The following is a 20,246-nucleotide window of genomic DNA, read 5'->3' on the forward strand; positions in this document are numbered from 1 at the left end:
AGCCAAGGGTCAGCGAACAGGCCGCACCGGCTCCTTTCCCGCGTCGGCGATCTGCTGGAGCGCGCATCGGAGGAGGTCGCCGCACGGGTCGTTCGCGTAGACGTCCTTTCGCTCGTCGAGGAAGTCCCAGTCCAGCACCCTGGCGACGCCGGTCCGCCCCTCGACAAGGAGGTTGCTCAACGAGATGTCGTTGTGATAAAGCCCCAGGTGCCGCAACTGAACGGAAAGGGAGGTCAGGGCTCGGAGCGTCGCTCGCACATCGTCGGGTGACAGGACATCCGGAGCGTGGCCCCGCAGGAACTGGACTTCCATGGCAGTAGCCCGAACGGTTCCTTGAGTGAATTCGATGTCCACGCCACCCGCTCGATGGAGGCGCGGCGCCACCGGGAACAGCTGGGAGAGCTGCCAGGCCCGGGTCAGGCGGTGTGTTTCATGAACCCGCCTCCGGTGTGCGCTCGCGTTCTCGGCCACGGGAACGACGCGAATGACGCGATCCTCGTGCCGGGGGTGAGCCAGCACCAGGGCACTCCTTCCCTGGCCTATCACCCTGTAGGGTGCCTGCCGGCCGTCCACCCGTAGGATCGTGCGGGAACTGTGCGGCAGCGGAGTCTCGCACTCGGGACAGAAGGCGGGGCCGTCGCGGGGCAGCGGGACAGCCTTGCGCGGATGCATGAGGCAGGCGATGGAACCGGAGGGGAACACCCTGGTGAACGCATCCTCGGCCATCCGAGCTCCCGTGGTCGCGCCCGAGGCGGGGCACCTGCCGGGCCACTGCGGTGGATCGGTCATGCGGCCGGCGGTGTCAGTCGCGCGGTGTCTTCCCACCCTTCACCTCCACCCCCGTCAGTCGCAAGCAGACCGCCGACATGGGGCCCAGCGCCTTGAGGGTCGGACGGGCCATCGCACGCACCGAGCTGACCTCGGGTCCGCCCACGTCCAGCACCGTGCGCAGCCGCTGCAGTACGTATCTCTCGGACTGCCACTCGAACCAGAGAGCGGCCGCGCACAGGGCCATCGGCCGCGACGAGCGGAGCCGCCAGGAGTCGGCGACGGCCAGCGGTACCTCCAGACCGCGCCCCAGCCAGGGGACCGCGTCCCTGGCGATGAGCCAGCCGAGCCGCAGCCACGTGCCGGTGCTCGCCCGCCGGCCGTCGAGCCTGCGTCGTTGGCGGATCATCTCGCCCGCACTGCACTGGGCGACGAACCAGGTCCTCGTCTGGCGGACGAAGTCGGTCGTGCGGAGTGGCACGGTGCAGTGGTCGAAGTGCACCGCCGTCCGGGTCCTGAGACCGGCCAGCGTGTAGGCGAAGCCCTGGACGAGGTCATCGATCGGCGCCCCGGTGGGAAAGCCGGCGTCGATGAGCCGGGCGCCTCGGAAGAACTGGCCGTGACCGATCAGGTAGTGGGCGTCGACCGTACTGCGGAGCCCGGCCGACGCTCGCTGGTAGCGGAGGGCACGCGGAGCTTCGACGCAGAAGGACCGGGCCGTCTGCCGGAGCGCCTCGACCTTCATCTGCGGCGTCCGCGCTTCCAGGTCGTCCAGATAGACCGGATAGGCCTGCATCGCTTCGAGGTCCGGGTCCTGCGCGAAAGCCGACCCGACCTCGATCAGGAGGTCGCTCTCGGGCCGTGAGTCGGCGTCGAAGACGCCCACCACCAAGGACGTCTCCGGCCAGGAACGTTCACGGCAGATCCGTCGGGCCTCCGCGAGCGCCGCGTTCAGCTGGTCGGCCTTGCAGGTGCTCTTGCGGCCCAGGTGGACGCACCGGACCGGGCGGCGGGGGTCGTCGGGGGCGCCGTCGATGACCCGCTGCACCGCCTCCCTGGAGGAGGGGCCGCCGCCGGCCTCCTCCGCCGTGGCGGCCAGGACGTAGAGGCGGTCGCGCGGGTAGCGGAGCTTCCCGATGGCGGAGAAGAGCGCGTCGATCACCGGTGCTTCGTCGAGCAGCGGGAGGATCACCACCACCGGCGGCAGCCGTGACCAGTCCTCGGCCGTGGCCGGCCGTCCCTGGCGGACGTAGGCCAGGAACTTCTCCGCCCTCACGGTCTTTCCCACCGCCGCGGCCATCACCGTGAGCGACAGGGCACAGCTCACCGAGTTCCTCATGTCCACCATTCCTCACAGCCGGGGATCTCTCGGAGGAGTGCGCCGACCCGTCCGGACGAGACGGAGCGGGCCGCTGTTCCACGCAGTGCCTCCGGGTACCGGCCGTGTCCGCCCCGGCAGAGCAGGTCCCGTAGGGCGACGTAGGACTCCCTGTTCGTGCTCAGGAACTCCTTCGACCGGTGCCACCGGAAGGGACCGGTGCGGCCGCGTTCGACAGGCCCGTCCGGAGAGGCCTCGTGCTGCCGGACCCTTCGGCAGAGCTCGTCCAGATCGGGGACGAGGAAGTGGACGGTGGTGCCGTCGAGCGAGTTCAGCGCCCGGGCACACGCGGTGACCGTCTCCCGAGCGGGGGAGACACCGAGGAGCCTCCAGCGGGTCAGCCAGTACGTCACGACCGTCAGGGGGGTGCGGTCCGCGCAGACCTTCTGCCGCGCGGCGAGCTCGCACACCGCTTTCCAGCGACGCCACTCCTGGTGGAGGTACCACGTGTCAGCGGCCGCCGTGCTCCACCGGGGGTTCTCGGCCGGCAGTTCGGTGAGGGGGGAGACATAGGCCACCAGCTCGGGCACGTGCCGGTAGCCGTCGTCCTGGAGCCGTCTCCCGAGTGTCGTCTTGCCTCCGAAGGGCGGCCCTTCGAGAGCGATCAGGTTACTCATACGACTCGATCTCCGTCGCGATGCGGTGCCCGGCCGCGGTGCGGTGGAGACGGGCCAGGGTGCGGTCGGCCCGGAGGTCGTCCGCGATGGCCCGCAGCACGTCGGGCGGATGCCTGAAGCTCCTCGCCGGCCGGCTCTCGACGAGGTCCATGAGGTCATCGCCGTAACGGTCGTTGACCATCGCCGAAGCCAGCTCGCACTGCCGGTCCGTCCGCTCGTGGTCGTCCACCAGCGCGCGTACGGCGGTCGGATCGAAGTCCTCCGCGTTCCAGACCGCGTGGATCGCGCCGGCGCTCTCCAGCAAGGACATTCCCTCGGCTTCCCAGGCCAGGATCGGTGGTGGACAGATCACGGGTGCGCGACCGGCGAAGGCATCGATCAGCGTCATCCCGCTGGCCTTCGTGATGACCGCCGACGCGGACGGCATGACGGCCCAGAGGTCCGGCACGAACCCCGCCACCATGATCCGGCCGCGGCGTATCGGTTCCGCGTGACGGCCTTCGAGCTCCCTCCTGAGCGCCTCGTTCCTCCCGGCCACCACGAGGACCGGCAGGTCCTGCGACGCCAGTGCCCGCACCGTCTCCGTCAGGGGGGCGAAGCCGTCGGCCCCGCCCAGCAACAGCAACGGGCGCTTCGTCATGAACTCGCGCCGTCCGTCGGCGAAAGCGGCCTCCGAAGCCCGCTCCGGGGGTGGCGGGATCCCGATGTCATGGGCGCGGGGGTTGACCTCCCGGTGGAAGAGGAGCTTCGGCCCGACGTACGCGTCGACGACGTGGTGGGGCAGCACGGGCCAGTGGCCGTAGTCCGTCTGGACGTCGATCAGGCGGTAGTCCAGTGCCCGGACCTCGGCGTGCCGGCCGGAGAGCCAAGTGCTGTAGGGGTGAGTCGAGATGACGACGTCGACGTCACTCAGCAGTTCGTGCAGCGTGGTGTCGACCTGCCGGTAGAGGTCCTCGAGGAACGAGGGGCCGGTCAGCACGGCGGGCACCGCGGGGTGTGAGCGGGCGGCGAAGGCGCGGAAGACGCTCCCGATCGAATCGCGCAGCTCCGGCGAGTCGAGCGGCGACACCAGCCGTACGTCGTGACCCCGCGCGCCGACCGTCGCCGCGATGCGCTCGCACGCCACCAGGTGTCCCGAGGCGTGGAAGCCGTACAAGACCGCTACGCGCATGCTCACTCTCCCGGCCTCCCGCGACGGTGGACGAACGACCCCGAGTCGTCGCCGGACCACGGCTCGCACCAGTCGGCATCGATCTCCGTGTCGGCCGGCACGAACCTGATGTCCATGGACAGCCGCATGACGTCCGTGGTGTTGTCCAGCGACGCGTGGATCGTGTGGGGGAGGTGGACCACGACATCACCCGCCGTGTAGTCCGCCACCAGCCACCGGCGGTCCAGGACGCGGGCCACCAGACCCAGATCGTGGCTTATCGGGCGTGGATCGCCGGGACGGTCCGTGACCCGGCGCAGCGAAGCCATCCGCGCCCCGGGCAGGGTGTGCGATCCCTCCAGGTAGGCGATCCCTCCCGTTTCGACCGAGCAGGGACCGATGGGCAGCCACATGGTGACCGCTTCACCTCCCGTCATGTAGTCGGCGTCCCGGTGGGCGCGCGATGCGCCGGGGAACGCGCGGCAGTAGTTCCGCACCAGCTGCCTCGGCACCAGTCGCGCCGGCCGGCCCAGCAGGTCTTCGGCGAGGGCCTTCAGAGAGGGGCTGTTGGCGAAGCTGCTGAACTTCGCGGACCGAACGAACTCGTAAGCGGGGTGGCCGGGCAGGCCGAACGGCGGCAGTCCTTCGGGGAGGCGGCCGGAGAACACGCCGTCGGCGGGCGTGGTTCTACGGGCGAGCAGGACGGGGTCGAAGCGGCTGAAGTAGTCGGCCCGCAGATCGATGACCGTCTCTGTCGGCAGGAATCCCGTCAGGTAGAGGTAGCCGTCCTCGTGGATCCGGCTCCGGAGGGCCTCGGTACGGGTCGCGTCGCTGCGCCGCATGCGGCCGACGTAGCGAGCGGTGTACGGCAGGGACACGCCGTTCGATGTGAGGACCGCCTCGGCCGTCGGTGTCCTCGGGAGGTTCGGTGCTGGTGACTTCATGGGAGCTCACCCCACAGGGCGGTCACGACCCGTTCTCGTTCCGGCTCGATCAGCCGGCCGGGTCCCGATCGACGGGCCGGGGATCGCGGGGCCCGGGGAGGGTAGCGCGTGCGGGAGGGCACTAGGCGCTCTCCCTGAACCACGTGATCGTCCGGCTGAGTCCTCGCTGGAGCGACACCGAGGGCAACCAGCCCAGGGCGGCGCCGGCGAGGGAGATGTCGGGCCGGCGCAGACGTGGATCGTCCTCCGGCAGGTCGACGAAGTCGATGGACGAGGACGATTCGGCGAGCTCGCGGATCTCCTCCGCCAGCGTCAGGATCGACACCTCGTGGGGGTTCCCGAGATTGATCGGGCCCGGGAAGCGGGACGCCGCCAGTCTGACCAGTCCGTCCACGAGGTCGTCGACGTAGCAGAGCGACCGGGTCTGGGACCCGTCACCCGTGACGGTCAGGGCCTTTCCGCTCAACGCCTGCTCGACGAAGGTGGGGACGACCCGTCCGTCGCCCCTTCGCATGCGCGGCCCGTACGTGTTGAAGATCCGCACGATTGACGTGTCGACACCACAGGCCCGCCGGTAGGCCATGGTCAGGGACTCGGAGAACCTCTTGGCCTCGTCGTAGACGCTCCGCAGCCCGACCGGGTTGACGTTTCCCCAGTAGGACTCCGGCTGCGGATGCACGAGCGGATCGCCGTACACCTCCGAAGTCGAGGCGAGGACGTACCGGGCCTTCTTCCTGAAGGCCAGCTTCAGGGTCTGGATCGTGCCGAGCGAACCGGCTTCGAGCGTCTGGATCGGCAGTCTCAGGTAGTCGACGGGCGAAGCCGGCGAGGCCAGGTTGAAGACCACGTCGACGGGTCCGGGAACATCGAGGTCCGAGGCGATGTCGCACTCGTGCACGCTGAAACCACCGATGTCGAGCAGCGCTTCGACGTTCCTCGAGTGCCCGGTGACGAAGTTGTCGACACAGGTCACCTCGCACCCGTCGAGAAGCAGCCGCTCGCAGAGGTGTGAACCCAGGAATCCTGCTCCACCGGCGACGACCGCCCTCGAACCGGGCGTGAACGTACCCGTCGACGAGGGATACCGGGACACGGGTGTGCGGTCCATCAAGAGCACCTCCGAACGTCCTTGCGGAATTCTGTGCGTATGCGGAGCGCTGGGTTCGCGAGACGGAGTCGTCTCCCTTCGATCCAGGTTCCTCGCCCGGGGCTCCCGGTCAAATCGATCTTCACGGGCCGGAGTTGCGGGCCGGCAGCCGGACCGCCCGTGCCCGGTGACCGCGAAGGCGAACCGACCGCCGAGGTCCTCCCTGCCGGTGCGGTTGCCGTCATCACCCGACTGGAGGACACCGGTCGCACCGGGGGACCGGAAGCGCGACGATGAGGGGCGAATCGCGTCCGGGGGGCCGTGCGTGCCGAGGAGGGCGTGTGCCGGGGGCGCCCGCCTGCCCTGGGACGAGCCGATGGTGCTGCTGAAGAAGTTCCCCGCCGATTTCGTGGTCTCGGAGAGCCTGGCCCTGACCACCACCGCGCCCGGCTCCGAAGGTGCCCGCTACCACTACGTACGGTTGCGCAAGTGCGGGTTCACCACGTTCGAGGCGATCGAGGCGATATCCGCCTTCTGCGGCGTGGAGGCCCGCGACATCGACTACGCGGGGCTCAAGGACGAGGACGGGGTCACCGACCAGCTGCTGGCGCTGACGAGTCCGTCGCCCTTGACGCGCGACCGCATCGAGCACTTCAACGCCGTGCACGGAGCCGGGGAGTACCAGCAGGGCGCGCCTCCCTTCCTGACCCTGCAGCACCACGGTCACGGGGCGGTCCGGCTCGGGGTCGGCGAACTGGACGGGAACAGCTTCCACATCGTGGTGCGCCACCTCGATCGGGCGCAGGCCGAACGACTCGACGGCATCCGGGGCCGGCGGAGCCTGTACTTCGTCAACTACTACGACACCCAGCGGTTCGGCGTTCCCGGGGGTCCCAGGACCACCCATCTGATCGGCAAGGCACTCCTCGACGGCGACCACGACAGGGCGCTGGGCCTGGTGGCCGGGTCCGCGTCCCCGGAGGCCGCCGCGGCCCGGCGATTCACCGGCCCCGCGGCCGGGTTCTTCGGTTCGCTCGACCAGCGCCGGGTGGCCTTCTTCCTCTCCGCCCACGCCTCCGGCGAGTGGAACCGTCAGGTGGAGGAGCTGGTGCGCGCGTGCTGCCGCGACGCGATGGTGAGTGACGTGCGCGACGGCATCACCTACCTGTTTCCCACCACGGCCACCGGGGTCCTCGCGGTGCTCCGGGACGGCCTCGGACTGAAGTACGACAGCTGGTGCTGGAAGGAGGGAAGGCTGACATCCCGCCCCTCCTCCCGCCCGGTCGCGGTGCAGACCCAGGTGCGCGTCGGTGACGTCACCGAGGACGAGAGCGCGCCGGAGGCATGGCGCTGCACGCTACGGTTCTTCCTCAGCTCCGGCTCCTACGGCACCACCGCGGTCCGCCAGTTCTTCCACCAGCTCCGGGTGGCCACGTGAGGGCCTCCGGGCCCAGCGCGCTTCACATCGGTGACTCGCCGAGCCCGCGGGTCCGCTCGGCCGGCCCGCCGTCGGAGGCCCGTCCCGCCGGCGGCCGGGGCCACCCGGCAGGTGGCCCCGGGCCGGTCTCACGCCGCGCCGAGCAGGGCCGCCAGGGTCGAGGCGGTCTCGGGGTGCCGGGCGAGCAGTGGCGAGCCCTGCGGCTCGTCCGGCGCGGCCCAGGGGCCCGCGCAGCCCAGGACGGCCGCGAGGGCGTCGGTGGTCTCCCGGTGGGCCAGGAGCAGCGCGACCCCCTGCCCGGCTGCCGCGGGCCGGGCGGGTGCGGCCGCCGGGGTGCGCCAGGGCGGGACCCAGGTGTCCAGTTCGGCCAGGCGGCCGGGGAAGATCCGGCCGGCCTCGCGGGTCAGCAGCGGCGCCAGCTCCGTTCCGCTGCCGCGCAGCGTGGCGATCAGGGTGGGCAGCCACGGCAGCAGCACGGGGTCGGGCAGGCGGGCGAAGGCGTTGGAGACGGCCTCCACGACGATGTCGACCAGGCCCGGGACCGGCTCCAGGGCGTGCAGCAGTCCGCTGAGGTAGCGCGGGTAGGCGGGCAGCATCAGCGGGTTGGAGAGCAGCGCGTCGCAGCGCTCGCGCAGCTCCTGCCGGGAGAGCCGGCCGATGTGCACCTGGGCGCCCCACAGCAGGGCCGTCTTGGCGGGCTCCTCCGGGTGGGACTGGGCGACGGCGAGTTCGAGCTGGGTGCGGTCGCCGCCCAGGGAGAGGGCCAGGCTCTCCATGCCGAACAGGAAGCCGAGCATCGCCGCGACCTGGCGCACCGTGGCCGTCTCGTCGGTGAACGCCGTCGGCAGCAGGGTGCAGTAGTGCGCGTACCCGGTCTTGGCGAACCGTTCGATCCACTCCGGCAGTACCGGCTCGCTGGTGCGGTAGTACGCCAGCAGTTTGCGCACCCGCCGCAGCACCTCGGGGGCGCCGTCGACGCCGCGCTCGCCGGACAGCACGTCCAGGGCCCGGGTGCCGAGCTCGTCGGCGAGACGGCGGCTGCCGAGGTACAGCGTGGCGTCCTCGACGGTCCGCAGGACCACGGCCGTGGTCGCGTTCGCGGCGTTGGCCTCGCGGCGCAGCCGCTGTTCGAGGACCTGTTCCAGGCTGACGCCCTCGTAGCCGAGTTCGATCAGGGCCCGCTGGTGGGTGCCGAGGGCGAGGTCCCAGGACTCCTGCACGGGCTGCTCGCCGAGCTTGCGCTCGCCCATGATCGGGCGGGCGGCGCCGGGCGGGAGCAGGTGGCGCAGCATCCACAGCACGTCGGAGCAGGCCGACAGCCGCGGGTCCGTCTTGATGTCCAGCAGGGCCCGCTTGACGCCCCGGGCCTGGAGGTTGAGGCCGAGCGGGGCGAGCCGGTCGTGGACGTCGCGGGCGAGCGGCGGGAGGGACTCGTAGCCGACCTGGCCGATCCGGTCGCCGCCCATCATGATCTCGACGAGGCGGCGTACGTCGCGCCGGCCGGGGACGCGGTCCTTCTCGATGCAGGTGACGGCCGCGTCCAGGAAGTCGTACGGGGTCGGCTTGGCGCGGTCGCGCATCCCGGCGAGCAGGATGGACGTCTCGTACACGGCGATGGCGTCGGCGGTGGAGGCGAGGTAGCCGTTGCGGCGGGCGGCGCGCACGATCTCGACGGACCAGCCGAGCAGTTCCTCCTGGTCGAGGCGGTCGAGGACCGGAGGGCGCCGGAGGAATCCGGACAGCAGGTCGGCGGGGTCCGCTTCCGCCGCCGCCGGCGCGGGGGCGGCGGCCTTCCGTGCCCGGCCGGCCTTGGCACCGGCCTGGCCCTTGAGCCGGTACGGCTGGACGCGGGTGCGCTTGAGGTTCTTCTCCCACTGGGTGGCGGCGATGGACACCGAGCCGCTCTCCAGGCCGAACTGGGCCTCGATGGCCGTGTGGCTGGAGGGGATCAGGCCGTACTGCCACTCGGTGGCGGTGCGCGCCGGGATGGTGAAGGAGCCGGAGGACCCGTGGACGCCGAACTCCTCGACCCGGCTGGCGGCGTGGAAGGCGCCGCAGACGTAGACGCTGTCGGCCGGGTCGGCGCCGGTGGCGGCCAGGTGCTCGCGGATGCGGGTCCACATGTACCGCTCGCGGTCCTCGTCGACCCGCACCCGGCCGGTGTCCCCGGGTGCCAGACGGCGGAAGAGGCTGCCGATCAGGAACATGACCTGCCGGTAGGTGGCGTGGTCGGCGTCGCCGAGCGGCAGCTCGACGTACTGGTGCCACCACTCCGACCAGTGCCGCACCTTGCCGTGGCGCAGCAGGTGCCGTTCCAGCTCGGCGAACCGGGGCCGCAGGTCGCCGAGTTCGACGCCGACCGCGTCGCCGTGCAGGGCGGCCTCCTCCTCGGCGGGCGCCGTGCTCTCCGGGCCCGGACCGGTGTCCTCGCGGGGCTGCCACTGGAAGACGTGGTCGCAGGAGCGGTCGACGAGGACCAGCTCGACGCCGGGCGTCTCCAGCGCGTACGCGATGGCCTGGTACTCGGCGGAGGCCTCGGTGATCGGCGCGACGACGGACAGCGGCGCCCAGTCGGCGGGGAAGCCGTCGATGCGGGTGGCGAACGCCTGGACGGCGACCGGCAGCCGGCAGCCGCGCAGTTCGGTGAGCAGCGGGGCCAGGTCCTCGCAGAGCTCCAGGAACACGGTCTTCGGCTGCTTGGCGCGCAGCCGGCGGGCCATGGCGGTGGCGGAGGCGGGGGAGTGGTGGCAGACCGGGAAGATCTCCAGCGGCTCGCGCAGCGCGCGGTCGACATCGTCGACGAGGCCGTGGAGGATGCCGTCTAGCGCGCCGGGGCCTTCGGTGAACGCGGCGGCGGCGTCCTGGAGTTGGGCGCGCAGCGCGTCGAAGGTCCGGGGCGCGGGGTGCCCGCCCTCGGCGGGCACCCGGGTGGTCACGTCGTTCACGCGAGGGCCTTGAGGGCGTCGAGGCCGGCCTGGTGGAACTCCGGCCAGTCGCCGCCCTCCTGCTGGCCGCGCGGGCCGACGACGCCGGTGAAGTACTTGGTGAGGATGGCGGAGTCCTCGGGGGCGCGGCGGGCGAGCGAGCCGACCAGGGAGGAGCCGAGGGAGCGGGCGGTCAGCGTCCGCTCGCCGAAGAAGTCGCTGTGCAGGACGGCGTCCTCCAGCACGCCGATCTGCTCGGCGGTGGACAGCGCGGACCCGAGCTTCTCGTCCTCGCTCGCGGCCTGCCGGGCGGCGTCGCGCAGGTCGCCGAAGCTGCGCAGCAGCACGTCCAGCAGGGTGGGCGGTACGTCCAGGTCGAGCTGGTGGCGGCGCAGCAGTTCCTCGGTGCGGAAGCGGACGATCTCCGCCTCGCTGGCCTTGTTGGTCACCACCGGGATGCGCACGAAGTTGAAGCGCCGCTGGAGTGCGGAGGACAGGTCGTTGACGCCGCGGTCGCGGCTGTTGGCGGTGGCGATGACCGCGAAGCCGGGCTTGGCGAACACGGTGCCCTCGGGGCCCCTGAGCTCGGGCACCGACACGTACTTCTCGGACAGGATGGAGATCAGCGCGTCCTGGACGTCGCTGGTGGAGCGGGTGAGCTCCTCGAAGCGGCCGATGGTGCCGTTCTCCATCGCGGTCATGATCGGGGAGGGGATCAGCGACTCCCGGGACTGGCCCTTGGCGATCACCTGGGCGACGTTCCAGGAGTACTTGATGTGGTCCTCGGTGGTGCCGGCGGTGCCCTGCACGACCTGGGTGGAGTTGCGGCACACCGCGGCGGCCAGCAGTTCGGCCAGCCAGCTCTTGCCGGTGCCGGGGTCGCCGATCAGCAGCAGGCCGCGGTCGGAGGCCAGGGTGACGACGGCGCGTTCGACGATGCCGCGCTCGCCGAACCACTTCTGCTCGACGACGCGGTCCAGGCCGTCGGAGCGCTCGGAGCCGAGGACGAAGGTGCGGATCATCTTGGGGGACAGCCGCCAGGTGGACGGCTTGGGGCCGGTGTCGACGGACTCGAGGTAGTCGAGCTCGTCGGCGTACTTGATCTCGGCGGGGGCGCGGAGCAGGTCGGACATGTGGTCGCCTTTCTGGGCGTGCGGGCGTGCGGGTTCGGACGAGGGGCGGTCGAGGGTCAGGTGAGGAAGGTCTTCAGCTCGTGGACGAGCTTGCGGATGTGGCCGGAGATCACCGGGGTGCCCTGGTCCTTGAAGCGTTCGCGGAACCACGGGTTCACGCTGCCGCGGCCCGAGCTGGTCACCGACCCGACCGGGATGAACTTCGTCCCGGAGCGGTGCACGGCGGCCATCTGGGCGAACAGCTCCTCGCCGCGCCATTCGTAGAAGTCGGAGATCCACACCACGACGGTGTTGCGCGGTTCGGCGATCCGGGGCTGGGCGAGGGCCATGGCGACGGTGCCGTCGGTGCCGCCGCCGAGGTCGGTGCGCAGCAGCGCCTCGAACGGGTCTCCCACCCAGGGGGTGAGGTCGACGGCGCGGGTGTCGTAGGCGATCAGGTGGACGTCGACCTTGGGCAGGCCAGCGAAGATCGAGGCGAGGATGGTGCAGTTGACCATCGAGTCGACCATCGAGCCGGACTGGTCCACGACGACGATCAGCCGTTGCGGCGTGGTCTTGCGGGCGGTCTGCCGGTAGTAGAGGCGGTCGACGTAGAGGCGCTCGTCCTCCGGGTTCCAGTTGACGAGGTTCTTCTCGACCGTGCGCTTGAGGTCGAGGTTGCGGAACACGCGCTTGGGCGGCACCGAGCGGTCGAGCTCTCCGACGCTCGCCTTCTCCACCTCGGTGCGCAGCACCTCGGCGACCTCGTCGACGAAGCGCCGGATCAGCGCCTTGGCGTTGGCGAGGGCGATGCCGTCGAGGTTGTCCTTGTCGCGCAGCAGCTGCTCGATCAGCGACATGCTGGGGGTGAGCCGGGAGGCGAGCGCGTTGTCGGCGAGGACCTCGCGCAGGTGCATGCGCTTGACCAGGTCCGCTTCGAGGCCGGCGAGTTCGGGGCCGATCTGCGGGATGAGCGTCGACAGGTCCGGGTTCCCGGTGCCGCCGCCGGTGCCGGTCCCGGCGGCGCCACCGGCGCCGCGTCCGGTGCGCAGCTCGCCCGGCTTGCAGCCCAGGGCGCGCTCCAGCCAGGCGGCGTCGGACTGCCAGGCGGCGAGCTGTCCGGCCGTCACCGTGCCGGAGCCGGTGGCGAAGGTGTTGAGGAGCACCTTGGAGACCAGCGCGGCGCGGCGCACCTCGGCGGCACGGTCGCGGCCGGTGGCGTCGGCGTCGGCCCGAGGCACCATCAGGCCGTCGAACTCGGCGGCCAGCGCGGGGTGGCGCTGGACGACGGAGTCGAGGGAGACCCGGGGGTCCAGCAGGCCGGCGGGCAGGCCGATGTCCTCGGTGACGGCCAGGCCGGCCGACTCCAGGGCGGGCTGCTCGGCCGGGTCGAAGAGGCGGGCCAGCAGCCGCCAGTAGAGGAGTTGGCGGCGGTTCTCGTCGGCGTCGGGGCCGATGGGGCCGTCGGGGGTGTCAGGGCCGGCGGGGGCGTCAGGGGTGTCGTTCGCGGCGTCGGGGGCCGCGGCTATCGGGTCGTTCACTTGCGCAGCAGCTTTCCGGCGCGCTCGCTCAGCACGGCCACGGTCGCGGCGGCGGCCGTCTCGGCCTTGACGCCCGCCTTGTCGGTGGTGCCCCCGGCCCACGCCCCGGCGTGCAGGGCGACGCTCTGGCGCTTGACGGCGGTCTCCACGGCGAGGGGCTGGAGCACGAACGCCCCGGCGTCCCAGCGGAGCAGGCCGATGCACGCGGTGGAGGCGGCGACGGCCTTCGGCGTGAGCGGCCCGGCCTCCGGAAGACGGCCGGTGTCGACGGCGACCTCGTGCCCGGCCAGGGCGAAGACCGGTACGCCGTCGGCCTCCCGGACGGTGTAGCCCTCCAGGAAGACGGGCTCGGCCAGCCGTACCGGGTGGCGCTCCAGCGGCGCGGGCGGCGCCGCGACGACGGTGGGCAGGACGACGCGGGCGGTCGCGAACGGGTCGGCGCTCACGCCCGGCCGGGCGCGGTCGTCGCGCCACAGCAGGTCGCCCTCGGCGGTGAGCGGCATGTCCGTCAGCTCCATCGCGCGGCCCTCGCCGAGCGCGGCGAGCAGGGACAGATGCGGGCGGAGCAGCTGCCAGATCCCGGCGCCGACGACGCTGTCCGGCTTCGGCGCCGACACCGAGGCCCGGACCAGCCGCGGCGCCGACCCGTCGGACGGCTCCAGGACCGCGTGGACCTGCGCCTGCGCGGCGGTGGCGTGTTCGTGCAGGTCGACGCCGAGCGGCAGCAGCCGGCCGGTGACGTTCTCCACGGCGGGCGCGTCGGCCGTGCCGGGCACCGTCAGCAGCACGGCCCGGGACCACAGGTCCGCCCAGCGCCGGGCGGGGACGCGCTCCAGACTCGCCCCCGGGCAGGACGCCGCCAGCTCACCGGCGAACCCGTCGAGCAGCAGGGCGAGCCGGCGCAGCGCCGGGTCCGGGAGCATCGCGGAGACGACCGGGGCCGAGGCGGACACCAGGTCGTGGTCGAGGCCGCGCCAGCCGGCGCGGGCCAGATCGGCCAGCCAGGAGCGGGCCGCGGCGAGCAGGTTCGGCGCGTGCGGCTCGCCCGGCACGGTGGCCGGGGACGGGGCGCTGCTCCGGCCGGTCGCCTCGTCGACGGCGCCGCGCAGCGCGTCGTGGGCCGCCCCGAGCAGCGCGGTGCGGGCGGCGGCGAGGACGAGCAGGTGCTCCTCGTCCGCGGTGCCGGCGCAGGCCTTGTCCACGGCCTCGGTGACGAGGGCGGACAGCGGGGAGGCCGCGAGGGCCGCCGCGAGTTCGCCGAGCGCGCCCGCCTGGGCGGGCTGCGGCCGCAGCAGGCCGTCCGTCAGCACCCGGTCGAAGGCGCCGACGACGTCGAGGGCCTCGTCGAGGCCGGCGATCGGGGAGGAGAGGACGTCGAAGCGCATCACGCCACCGCCCGCGCCGTCGGGAACCAGTGCATCTCCGGCACGGGCGTGGTGACCGGTTCGAACTCCAGGTACCGCAGGTGGTTCAGGAACCGGGCGAACACCGCCGGGGCCGGGGACGTCGCGGCCTTGGCCGGGTTGGCGACGGTCATCGCCCGGGTGAGGTCCGCCGCACCGGGGGCGTCGGTGTCGAGATCGACCCGCAGGTAGCGGGCGACGCGCTCGCCGCCGAACTGGAGCACCGCGTCGTCCACCAGCGCGACCAGGTGCTTGCAGAAGCCGCCGCGAAGCCCGCCGCAGGGCCGGTTGTTGTTGGTGCCGCACGAGAAGTCGTGGCTGCCGGCGGCGATGGCCGACACGTAGACCCGGCTGATGTCCGAACCGCTGGAGACCACGCCCTGAAGGCGCCCGTCGGCCAGCTCCACGAACGGGACCTTGGCGAGCTTGCGGGGTCTCGCGGGCGGGACCACCCGGACCGTACTCGAATGCTCCCAGGCAGGCGAAAGCACACCGTCTCCTCAGGATTGGGGGATGAACACCGCTCGGCGGCGCTTCTGGTGACGAAGGTAGTGGTGGTCACTGACAGTCCGCCGGATTCGCGGCGGAGGTCCGCAACCGGCGGCCCGCGCCGCTCCCGGGTGGAGGCCGGGACAGGCGGAGGCCGGGGCGTGCGCGCTCCGACGGTGACTGCCTGGCATGATCCGAAGCGAGGGCCTACACTCCCCCGATGCCGCTCTCCCGTCAGGACACCGTGGACGAAACCGCTCTGCTGAGCCTCGCGGGCCCCGACCGGACCGCGTACCCCCTGCCCGGCGCCACCGTGGTACTCGGCGCCGCCGGCACCGTGATCCTCGCGGAGGCCGGCGACGACCCCGAGGCGGCCTGCGTGTGGAACCACCACGAGTTCCGCCTGCTCGGCCCCGCGCCCGATCCTGTCGGCGCGCGCTTCGGCATCGGCTGCGGCTGCCGCCCTCTGGACGGGTACGACCTGCCCGTCCACCTGGCGGTGCGCCTCGGCCCGGGCCGACTGCTCTACGTGGGTGTGCTCCGGAAGGCCACGGCTCACGGCAGCAACAGGACGATGCTGTCCTGCACCCTGCGGTTCGACCCGCCACTGAGCGACGAGATCCTCGCGCTGGTGCGGCCACCGAGCACCGGGTCCGTTCCCCCGCTCCCCGGCATGGATTGGCTCGATCACGTCGACACCGACCCCTGCCGCGCCCTGGAACTGTTCGTCACCGACTGGTACCCCACCGGCCCCGTGACGGAGCCGCCGCCCGAGCCGCCGCGATCCGTACCGCCCGTCCTGCGCGTCTTCCACCGCCTCGCCGCGCGGCACCCCGGGCTGCTCGGCCGACAGAACTACCTTCGCCGGCCCGAGGACTACCGCGTCGTGGAGAGCGGCGACCGGCTCGTGATCGGTGATGAGAACCAGGGCTGCTGGCACTGGTCGATCCCGTGGGAGCCCGACGCCACCGGGACTGACCCGACGGTCTGGCACACCCGGGAGGTCGACGCCCCGACCGCCGAACCGGAACCCCTCAGCCGCTTCCTCCTGCACTTCGCCCTGTACGAGGCACCGGTCGGCCCCTACGTCGCCTGGGGCAGCGGCCCCACCGCCGAGGTGCTGCCCCGGCTGAAGGGACTGCTACGCCGGGTGCCCCTGCGGTCGTTCCACTCCCCTTCCATGCCGAGTGAGCTCCACGTCGCCCCCGGCGTGGTCGCCCACACCCCGGCGGCCTCGGTCCCGGCGGGCGGCTTCCACGTGACCGCCCGCCACCGCAGCCTGCTGCGCCCCTTCGCCGACATCGGCCTCACCTGGGGCCGGTTCGACGGCTGACCGCCGCCGCGGCGCGCGGGTGGCCGGGCGGGGCAACCCGCGACGTTGCCGCCTTTCGGTAGGGCCTGACTGACAAGTGATCATCTGGTCGGTTCGCAGAGCCAGAGGATCAGGCCGGGACGACTCCGGCACGGTAGCGGTCGGCGAGCTTTTCGAGCCTGGTGGCGATCGCGCGGAACTGCTCGAGGCGGGCGATGCATCGTCAGAGGACGTTGCGGTCGCGGTGGATCTCCTTGCCGAAGGCGGGCGGTCGGCCGCCGAGGCGCCCTCGGCGTCGGCGGTCCACTCCGCCCGGCCCACGGCATCGTCGCGGACCTGGACGTGTTTCAGCGGCTTCGCCCGGGTGCCGTCCGCTTCCCGGCGGGCGCACCGCTCGTAGACGGTCTGCCACGGTCCGTACCGCTCGGGCAGGTCGCGCCACGGGGCCCTGGAGCCCGAAGCCGCCACAGCACACCGGCGACCACCTGCCGGTAATCACGCCACGGACGGCCGCGCCCGTCCACCTGCGACAACAGGGGCTCTACCCGGCTCCCGCGCCGCGTCCGTCGGCTCACCTCGATCTGCCACAAGACCGATTAGTCAGGCGGGCCTTGGAACTCGGCATAGAATGGACTGCATAGTCCATTCCGAGGGAGGCGTCGTGGGCAAAGAGCTGACGGCGAAGGGCCGGGAAACCCGTGGCCGCATCATCGAGGGTGCGGCGCTGGTGCTGCGCGAGAAAGGCGTCGAGCAGGCCACCCTGGACGAGGTGATGGCTCGCACCCGTACCAGCAAGAGCCAGCTGTTCCACTACTTTCCCGGCGGCAAGGAGGACCTGCTGTTCGCGGTGGCCCGGTTCGAGGCCGAGCAGGTCCTGGAGGACCAGCAGCCCTACCTGGGCTGCCTGGGCTCGTGGGAGGCCTGGCAGCAGTGGCGGGACGTGATGATCAGGCGTTACGAGGAGCAGGGCGACCGGTGCCCGCTCGGGTCGCTCTCGCTGCACTTGGGGCGAAGCACGCCCGGGGCGCGGGCGGTCGTGGTGGAACTGCTGCACCGCTGGCAGGAGCACCTGGCGGTAGGCATCCGTGCCTTGCAGGCGGCCGGCCACCTGCCCCGAGAGGTGGACGCGGAGGAACGTGCGGCGGCGCTGCTGGCGGCTATCCAGGGCGGTGTGACGATCCTTCAGTCAACCGGGCAGGCCTACCACTTGCGGGTCGCGCTCGACCACGCGATCGGCGACCTGCGCCGCTTGGCCGACCGGCGACCGGCGGCGATCGCCGCCCGCTGACCTGCGACCCGGGGCACGCCCACGGGTGCCGCCACCAGTGGGTGGTCATGGCAGGAGCAGGAGCAGGAGCAGGAGTAGGAGCACGAGCACGAGCAGGAGCTTGGCGACGGTCCGACGCGAGGCGAGGTCCGGCTGGGCCTTCGCTGCGTTCGCGAGCGGGTATCGGGCGCCGATCCTCGGCGTGACCTCGCGGGCGGTGACCAGGTCGAACACTTCGCCTGCGCGGGGTTGCGAGAGCGAGTCCGTTCCAGGGGGTCGTTCGGGGCAGTCCCGCCGCGGCTCCTCCGGTGGCGCCGGGCCTTGCGGGCACGTTCCCACCAGGGAAGGAGCCGGGTGGAGCGGAGGATGGACAGGGCTGCTGGGCGGCCGTGGCCGCATTTTGGACTTGCAAGTCCAATCCTGTTTCCGCAGCCTGGCACTGCGCCCGGGACGATCCAGGCGCGGCGGGCGGGCCGGAGACGGTGCGGCGCGCCGACCCCACGCAGGAAAACGGCAAGGAGTACAGGCATATGGCCGGGCGGCTTGAAGGCAAGACGGCGCTGGTGACCGGCGCGACCAGCAACATCGGACGCGCGATCGCGGAGGAGTTCGCGCAGCAGGGCGCGCACGTGGTGGTCTCCGGGCGCAGCGAGGAGCGCGGCGCCGAGGTCGTGGACCGGATCCGGTCCCGCGGCGGCCGAGCGCGGTTCGTGAAAGCGGATCTGGACGGCAGCCCGGAGGCCTCGCGCACGCTGGCGAAGGACGCCGAGTCCGCGCTCGGCGGGCGGATCGACATCCTGGTCAACAACGCCGGCATCTACCCCGGCGGCGGCACGTCCGAGATCGACGAGAAGACCTTCGACCAGGTCTACGGCGTGAACGTGAAGGCGCCGTTCTTCCTGACGGCCGCTGTCGCACCGTCCATGGTCGAGGCAGGGAACGGAGTGATCATCAATCTGGGGTCGTGGATCGCCCGGCTCGGCATTCCGGGCGCGCTGTACAGCTCCACCAAGGGCGCGGTGGAGACCCTCACGCGGTCCTGGGCCGCCGAGTACGGGCCGCAGGGGGTTCGTGTCAACGCGATCTCACCCGGCGTGGTGCACGAGAAGGTGCCGGGCGAGGTCCGCCCGGGCGAGGTGATGATGAACGGCACCCCCGCTGGGCAGATGGGCCACCCGGCCGATATTGCCAAGGCCGCGGTCTACCTCGCCAGTGACGAGTCCGCGTTCGTCCACGGCATCGTCCTGGACGTCGACGGCGGCCGTACCACCGTCGCGGTAATCGCCCGCTAGGTGCATTGACCCGCAGCGTTGTCGACTCGCCTGATCGGTGGGCCAGGGCGACGTCGTTTCAGTGGGCCTGTCAGGCTTGATGGCGCTTCAGGTGCCCGAGCATGACTCCGTCGGGGAGGAAGTCGTCCCGGGCGAAGCCCTCGTTTCGGCGGTGCCGGCGGGCGGGGCTGCTCCGGAGCGGCCCGGAGACGGTGACCTGGTGTTCACGGGCGGCTTGTTCCAGGTCGGGCAGGCAGGTGTGGCCGGCGCTCACCGGAACGGGGGAGAGGGGACAACGGGCACTGTCGCGGTGACACGGGTACGACACAGGGGTGCCCGTGGCCGGCTGCCACGGACACCCCTTTCCGGTCGTGCTACCTCAGCTGTTGCGGCGGCGCCTGCTGAGGGCGAGGGCGAGCCCACCGAGGATCAGCAGCGTGCCGCCGACCCCCGCCGCCGTGAGCACGACGGTGCCGGTGCGGGCGAGGATCCCGGACGGCGCGGACGGCGCGGGGGCCGCCGGGGTCTGCGGGCCGGGCTCGGGATCGCCGGGCGCCGGGGGCTCGGTGGGCGGGGGCGTGGCCCCCGGCAGCGAGTGGTCCGTCTCGCAGGCCTTGTCGGCGTCGCAGTGGCCGCGCTTGTCGTCGGTGGTGGTGACGACGTTGTGGAGCTTGGCATCTCCGTTGCCGTTGCCGTTCACGGTCACGGAGTAGGTGATGGTGGCGGTGCCGGCGGTCGGCAGGTCGCCGGTCCAGGTGAGCTTGCCGTCCTTGACCTGCGCCGTGCCGGTGGTGGCCTTGACGTCGTCGTTGTAGGTGGCGTCGTCGAGGACCTTGGACAGGTCGTCGGCGATGGTGGCTGCCTTGACCTCGCCGGTGCCGTGCTGGTTCACGGTGACGGTGTAGGTGACCTTGTCGCCGACCTGGACCGTGGAGCCGGACTTCGGGTCCGAGGACTTGGCGAAGACGTAGGTCCCGTAGCTGTGGTCGGTTTCGCAGCCGATCTGTTGTTCGCAGGTGCCGCGCGGGTCGGTGGTGGTGACGGAGTTGTGGAGCTTGGTGTCACCACCACCGTTCACGGTGACGGAGTAGGTGATGGTGGTGGTGCCGCTGACGGGGAGGTCGCCGGTCCAGGTGAGCTTGCCGTCCTTGACCTCGGCCGTGCCCGAGGAGGCCTTGACGTCGCTGTTGTAGGTGGCGTCGTCAAGGACCTTGGACAGGTCGTCGGTGATGGTCGCGCCCTTGATCTCCGCCTTGCCGTGCTGGTTCACGGTGACGGTGTAGGTGACCTTGTCGCCGACCTGGACCGTGGAGCCGGACTTCGGGTCCGAGACCTTGGAGAAGGTGTACGTCCCGTAGCTGTGGTTGGTTTCGCAGCCGGTGGTGGTGTCGCAGTGGCCGCGCTTGTCGTCGGTGGTGGTGACGACGTTGTGCAGCTGGGCGTCTCCGTTGCCGTTCACGGTGACGGAGTAGGTGATGGTGGTGGTGCCGCTGACGGGGAGGTCGCCGGTCCAGGTGAGCTTGCCGTCCTTGACCTCGGCCGTGC

At 71.8% G+C, this 20,246-nt stretch carries 17 protein-coding genes and 2 pseudogenes; 4 read left to right on the forward strand and 15 right to left on the reverse strand.

Going from position 1 to position 20,246, the window contains the following annotated elements; translation table 11 throughout:
- Window positions 1-9: 9 nt before the first annotated feature.
- From ACFRMQ_RS04285 to ACFRMQ_RS04310, 6 genes are all read right to left on the reverse strand, one after another.
- On the reverse strand, window positions 10-519 hold the full coding sequence (locus ACFRMQ_RS04285) for a hypothetical protein (protein ID WP_380726739.1): 510 nt from the start codon (window positions 517-519) through the stop codon (window positions 10-12).
- A 283-nt stretch (window positions 520-802) separates the two neighbouring features.
- A complete protein-coding gene (locus tag ACFRMQ_RS04290) occupies window positions 803-2,107 on the reverse strand; it encodes a glycosyltransferase (RefSeq protein ID WP_380726741.1) in 1,305 nt (434 codons plus the stop codon).
- The gene (locus tag ACFRMQ_RS04295) at window positions 2,104-2,763 is read right to left on the reverse strand and encodes an AAA family ATPase (RefSeq protein ID WP_380726743.1); all 660 of its coding nucleotides are present in this window, start codon (window positions 2,761-2,763) and stop codon (window positions 2,104-2,106) included. The genes ACFRMQ_RS04290 and ACFRMQ_RS04295 overlap by 4 nt, the downstream gene beginning before the upstream one ends.
- Entirely contained in the window at window positions 2,756-3,934 is a 1,179-nt protein-coding gene (locus tag ACFRMQ_RS04300) for a hypothetical protein (RefSeq protein WP_380726745.1), read from the reverse strand. Before ACFRMQ_RS04300 ends, ACFRMQ_RS04295 begins: the two co-directional genes overlap by 8 nt.
- Window positions 3,935-3,936: 2 nt before the next feature.
- Complete coding sequence (locus tag ACFRMQ_RS04305; protein WP_380726747.1) at window positions 3,937-4,857, reverse strand: phytanoyl-CoA dioxygenase family protein; 921 nt, start codon at window positions 4,855-4,857, stop codon at window positions 3,937-3,939.
- A 121-nt stretch (window positions 4,858-4,978) separates the two neighbouring features.
- On the reverse strand, window positions 4,979-5,965 hold the full coding sequence (locus ACFRMQ_RS04310; protein ID WP_380726749.1) for a UDP-glucuronic acid decarboxylase family protein: 987 nt from the start codon (window positions 5,963-5,965) through the stop codon (window positions 4,979-4,981).
- Between the two features lie 304 nt (window positions 5,966-6,269).
- Here ACFRMQ_RS04310 and truD point away from each other — a divergent pair, with 304 nt between their 5' ends.
- Complete coding sequence (gene truD / locus ACFRMQ_RS04315) at window positions 6,270-7,382, forward strand: tRNA pseudouridine(13) synthase TruD (protein WP_380726751.1); 1,113 nt, start codon at window positions 6,270-6,272, stop codon at window positions 7,380-7,382.
- A gap of 128 nt (window positions 7,383-7,510) precedes the next feature.
- On the opposite strand, the gene ACFRMQ_RS04320 is transcribed toward truD, so the two are convergent.
- From ACFRMQ_RS04320 to ACFRMQ_RS04340, 5 genes are all read right to left on the reverse strand, one after another.
- Window positions 7,511-10,318: a hypothetical protein gene (locus ACFRMQ_RS04320; protein ID WP_380726769.1), complete on the reverse strand. Its 2,808-nt coding sequence runs from the start codon at window positions 10,316-10,318 to the stop codon at window positions 7,511-7,513.
- Between the two features lie 5 nt (window positions 10,319-10,323).
- Window positions 10,324-11,439, reverse strand: coding sequence for an AAA family ATPase (locus ACFRMQ_RS04325; protein WP_380726753.1), 1,116 nt, complete (start codon window positions 11,437-11,439; stop codon window positions 10,324-10,326).
- Between the two features lie 56 nt (window positions 11,440-11,495).
- Window positions 11,496-12,875 carry a VWA domain-containing protein gene (locus ACFRMQ_RS04330; protein WP_380726771.1) on the reverse strand — a complete coding sequence of 460 codons (1,380 nt, stop codon included), beginning with the start codon at window positions 12,873-12,875 and terminating at the stop codon, window positions 11,496-11,498.
- Window positions 12,876-12,955: 80 nt separating this feature from the next.
- Window positions 12,956-14,374 carry a hypothetical protein gene (locus ACFRMQ_RS04335; protein ID WP_380726773.1) on the reverse strand — a complete coding sequence of 473 codons (1,419 nt, stop codon included), beginning with the start codon at window positions 14,372-14,374 and terminating at the stop codon, window positions 12,956-12,958.
- On the reverse strand, window positions 14,344-14,853 hold the full coding sequence (locus ACFRMQ_RS04340) for a hypothetical protein (RefSeq protein WP_380726755.1): 510 nt from the start codon (window positions 14,851-14,853) through the stop codon (window positions 14,344-14,346). Before ACFRMQ_RS04340 ends, ACFRMQ_RS04335 begins: the two co-directional genes overlap by 31 nt.
- A 218-nt stretch (window positions 14,854-15,071) precedes the next feature.
- Here ACFRMQ_RS04340 and ACFRMQ_RS04345 point away from each other — a divergent pair, with 218 nt between their 5' ends.
- Complete coding sequence (locus tag ACFRMQ_RS04345) at window positions 15,072-16,184, forward strand: hypothetical protein (RefSeq protein WP_380726757.1); 1,113 nt, start codon at window positions 15,072-15,074, stop codon at window positions 16,182-16,184.
- Window positions 16,185-16,264: 80 nt separating this feature from the next.
- On the opposite strand, the pseudogene ACFRMQ_RS04350 reads toward ACFRMQ_RS04345, so the two are convergent.
- Window positions 16,265-16,751: pseudogene (locus tag ACFRMQ_RS04350) on the reverse strand (transposase).
- A gap of 73 nt (window positions 16,752-16,824) precedes the next feature.
- Here ACFRMQ_RS04350 and ACFRMQ_RS04355 point away from each other — a divergent pair.
- Window positions 16,825-17,451 carry a TetR/AcrR family transcriptional regulator gene (locus ACFRMQ_RS04355; RefSeq protein ID WP_380726759.1) on the forward strand — a complete coding sequence of 209 codons (627 nt, stop codon included), beginning with the start codon at window positions 16,825-16,827 and terminating at the stop codon, window positions 17,449-17,451.
- 45 nt (window positions 17,452-17,496) lie between these two features.
- Here ACFRMQ_RS04355 and ACFRMQ_RS04360 read toward each other — a convergent pair whose 3' ends face one another.
- Window positions 17,497-17,664 carry a hypothetical protein gene (locus ACFRMQ_RS04360; protein WP_380726761.1) on the reverse strand — a complete coding sequence of 56 codons (168 nt, stop codon included), beginning with the start codon at window positions 17,662-17,664 and terminating at the stop codon, window positions 17,497-17,499.
- Window positions 17,665-17,960: 296 nt separating this feature from the next.
- Between ACFRMQ_RS04360 and ACFRMQ_RS04365 the strand changes: the two genes are divergently transcribed.
- Window positions 17,961-18,722, forward strand: a complete 762-nt coding sequence (locus tag ACFRMQ_RS04365; protein ID WP_380726775.1) for an SDR family NAD(P)-dependent oxidoreductase — start codon at window positions 17,961-17,963, stop codon at window positions 18,720-18,722.
- Window positions 18,723-18,792: 70 nt separating this feature from the next.
- Here ACFRMQ_RS04365 and ACFRMQ_RS04370 read toward each other — a convergent pair whose 3' ends face one another.
- Both ACFRMQ_RS04370 and ACFRMQ_RS04375 read right to left on the reverse strand, forming a co-directional pair.
- Window positions 18,793-18,975 carry a hypothetical protein gene (locus ACFRMQ_RS04370; RefSeq protein ID WP_380726763.1) on the reverse strand — a complete coding sequence of 61 codons (183 nt, stop codon included), beginning with the start codon at window positions 18,973-18,975 and terminating at the stop codon, window positions 18,793-18,795.
- A gap of 105 nt (window positions 18,976-19,080) precedes the next feature.
- Window positions 19,081-20,246 (reverse strand): annotated as a pseudogene (locus ACFRMQ_RS04375) (hypothetical protein); the annotation flags it as partial.

It is taken from the genome of Kitasatospora sp. NPDC056783 (genome assembly GCF_042789895.1).
In the GTDB taxonomy this organism is placed as follows: Bacteria; Actinomycetota; Actinomycetes; order Streptomycetales; family Streptomycetaceae; genus Kitasatospora.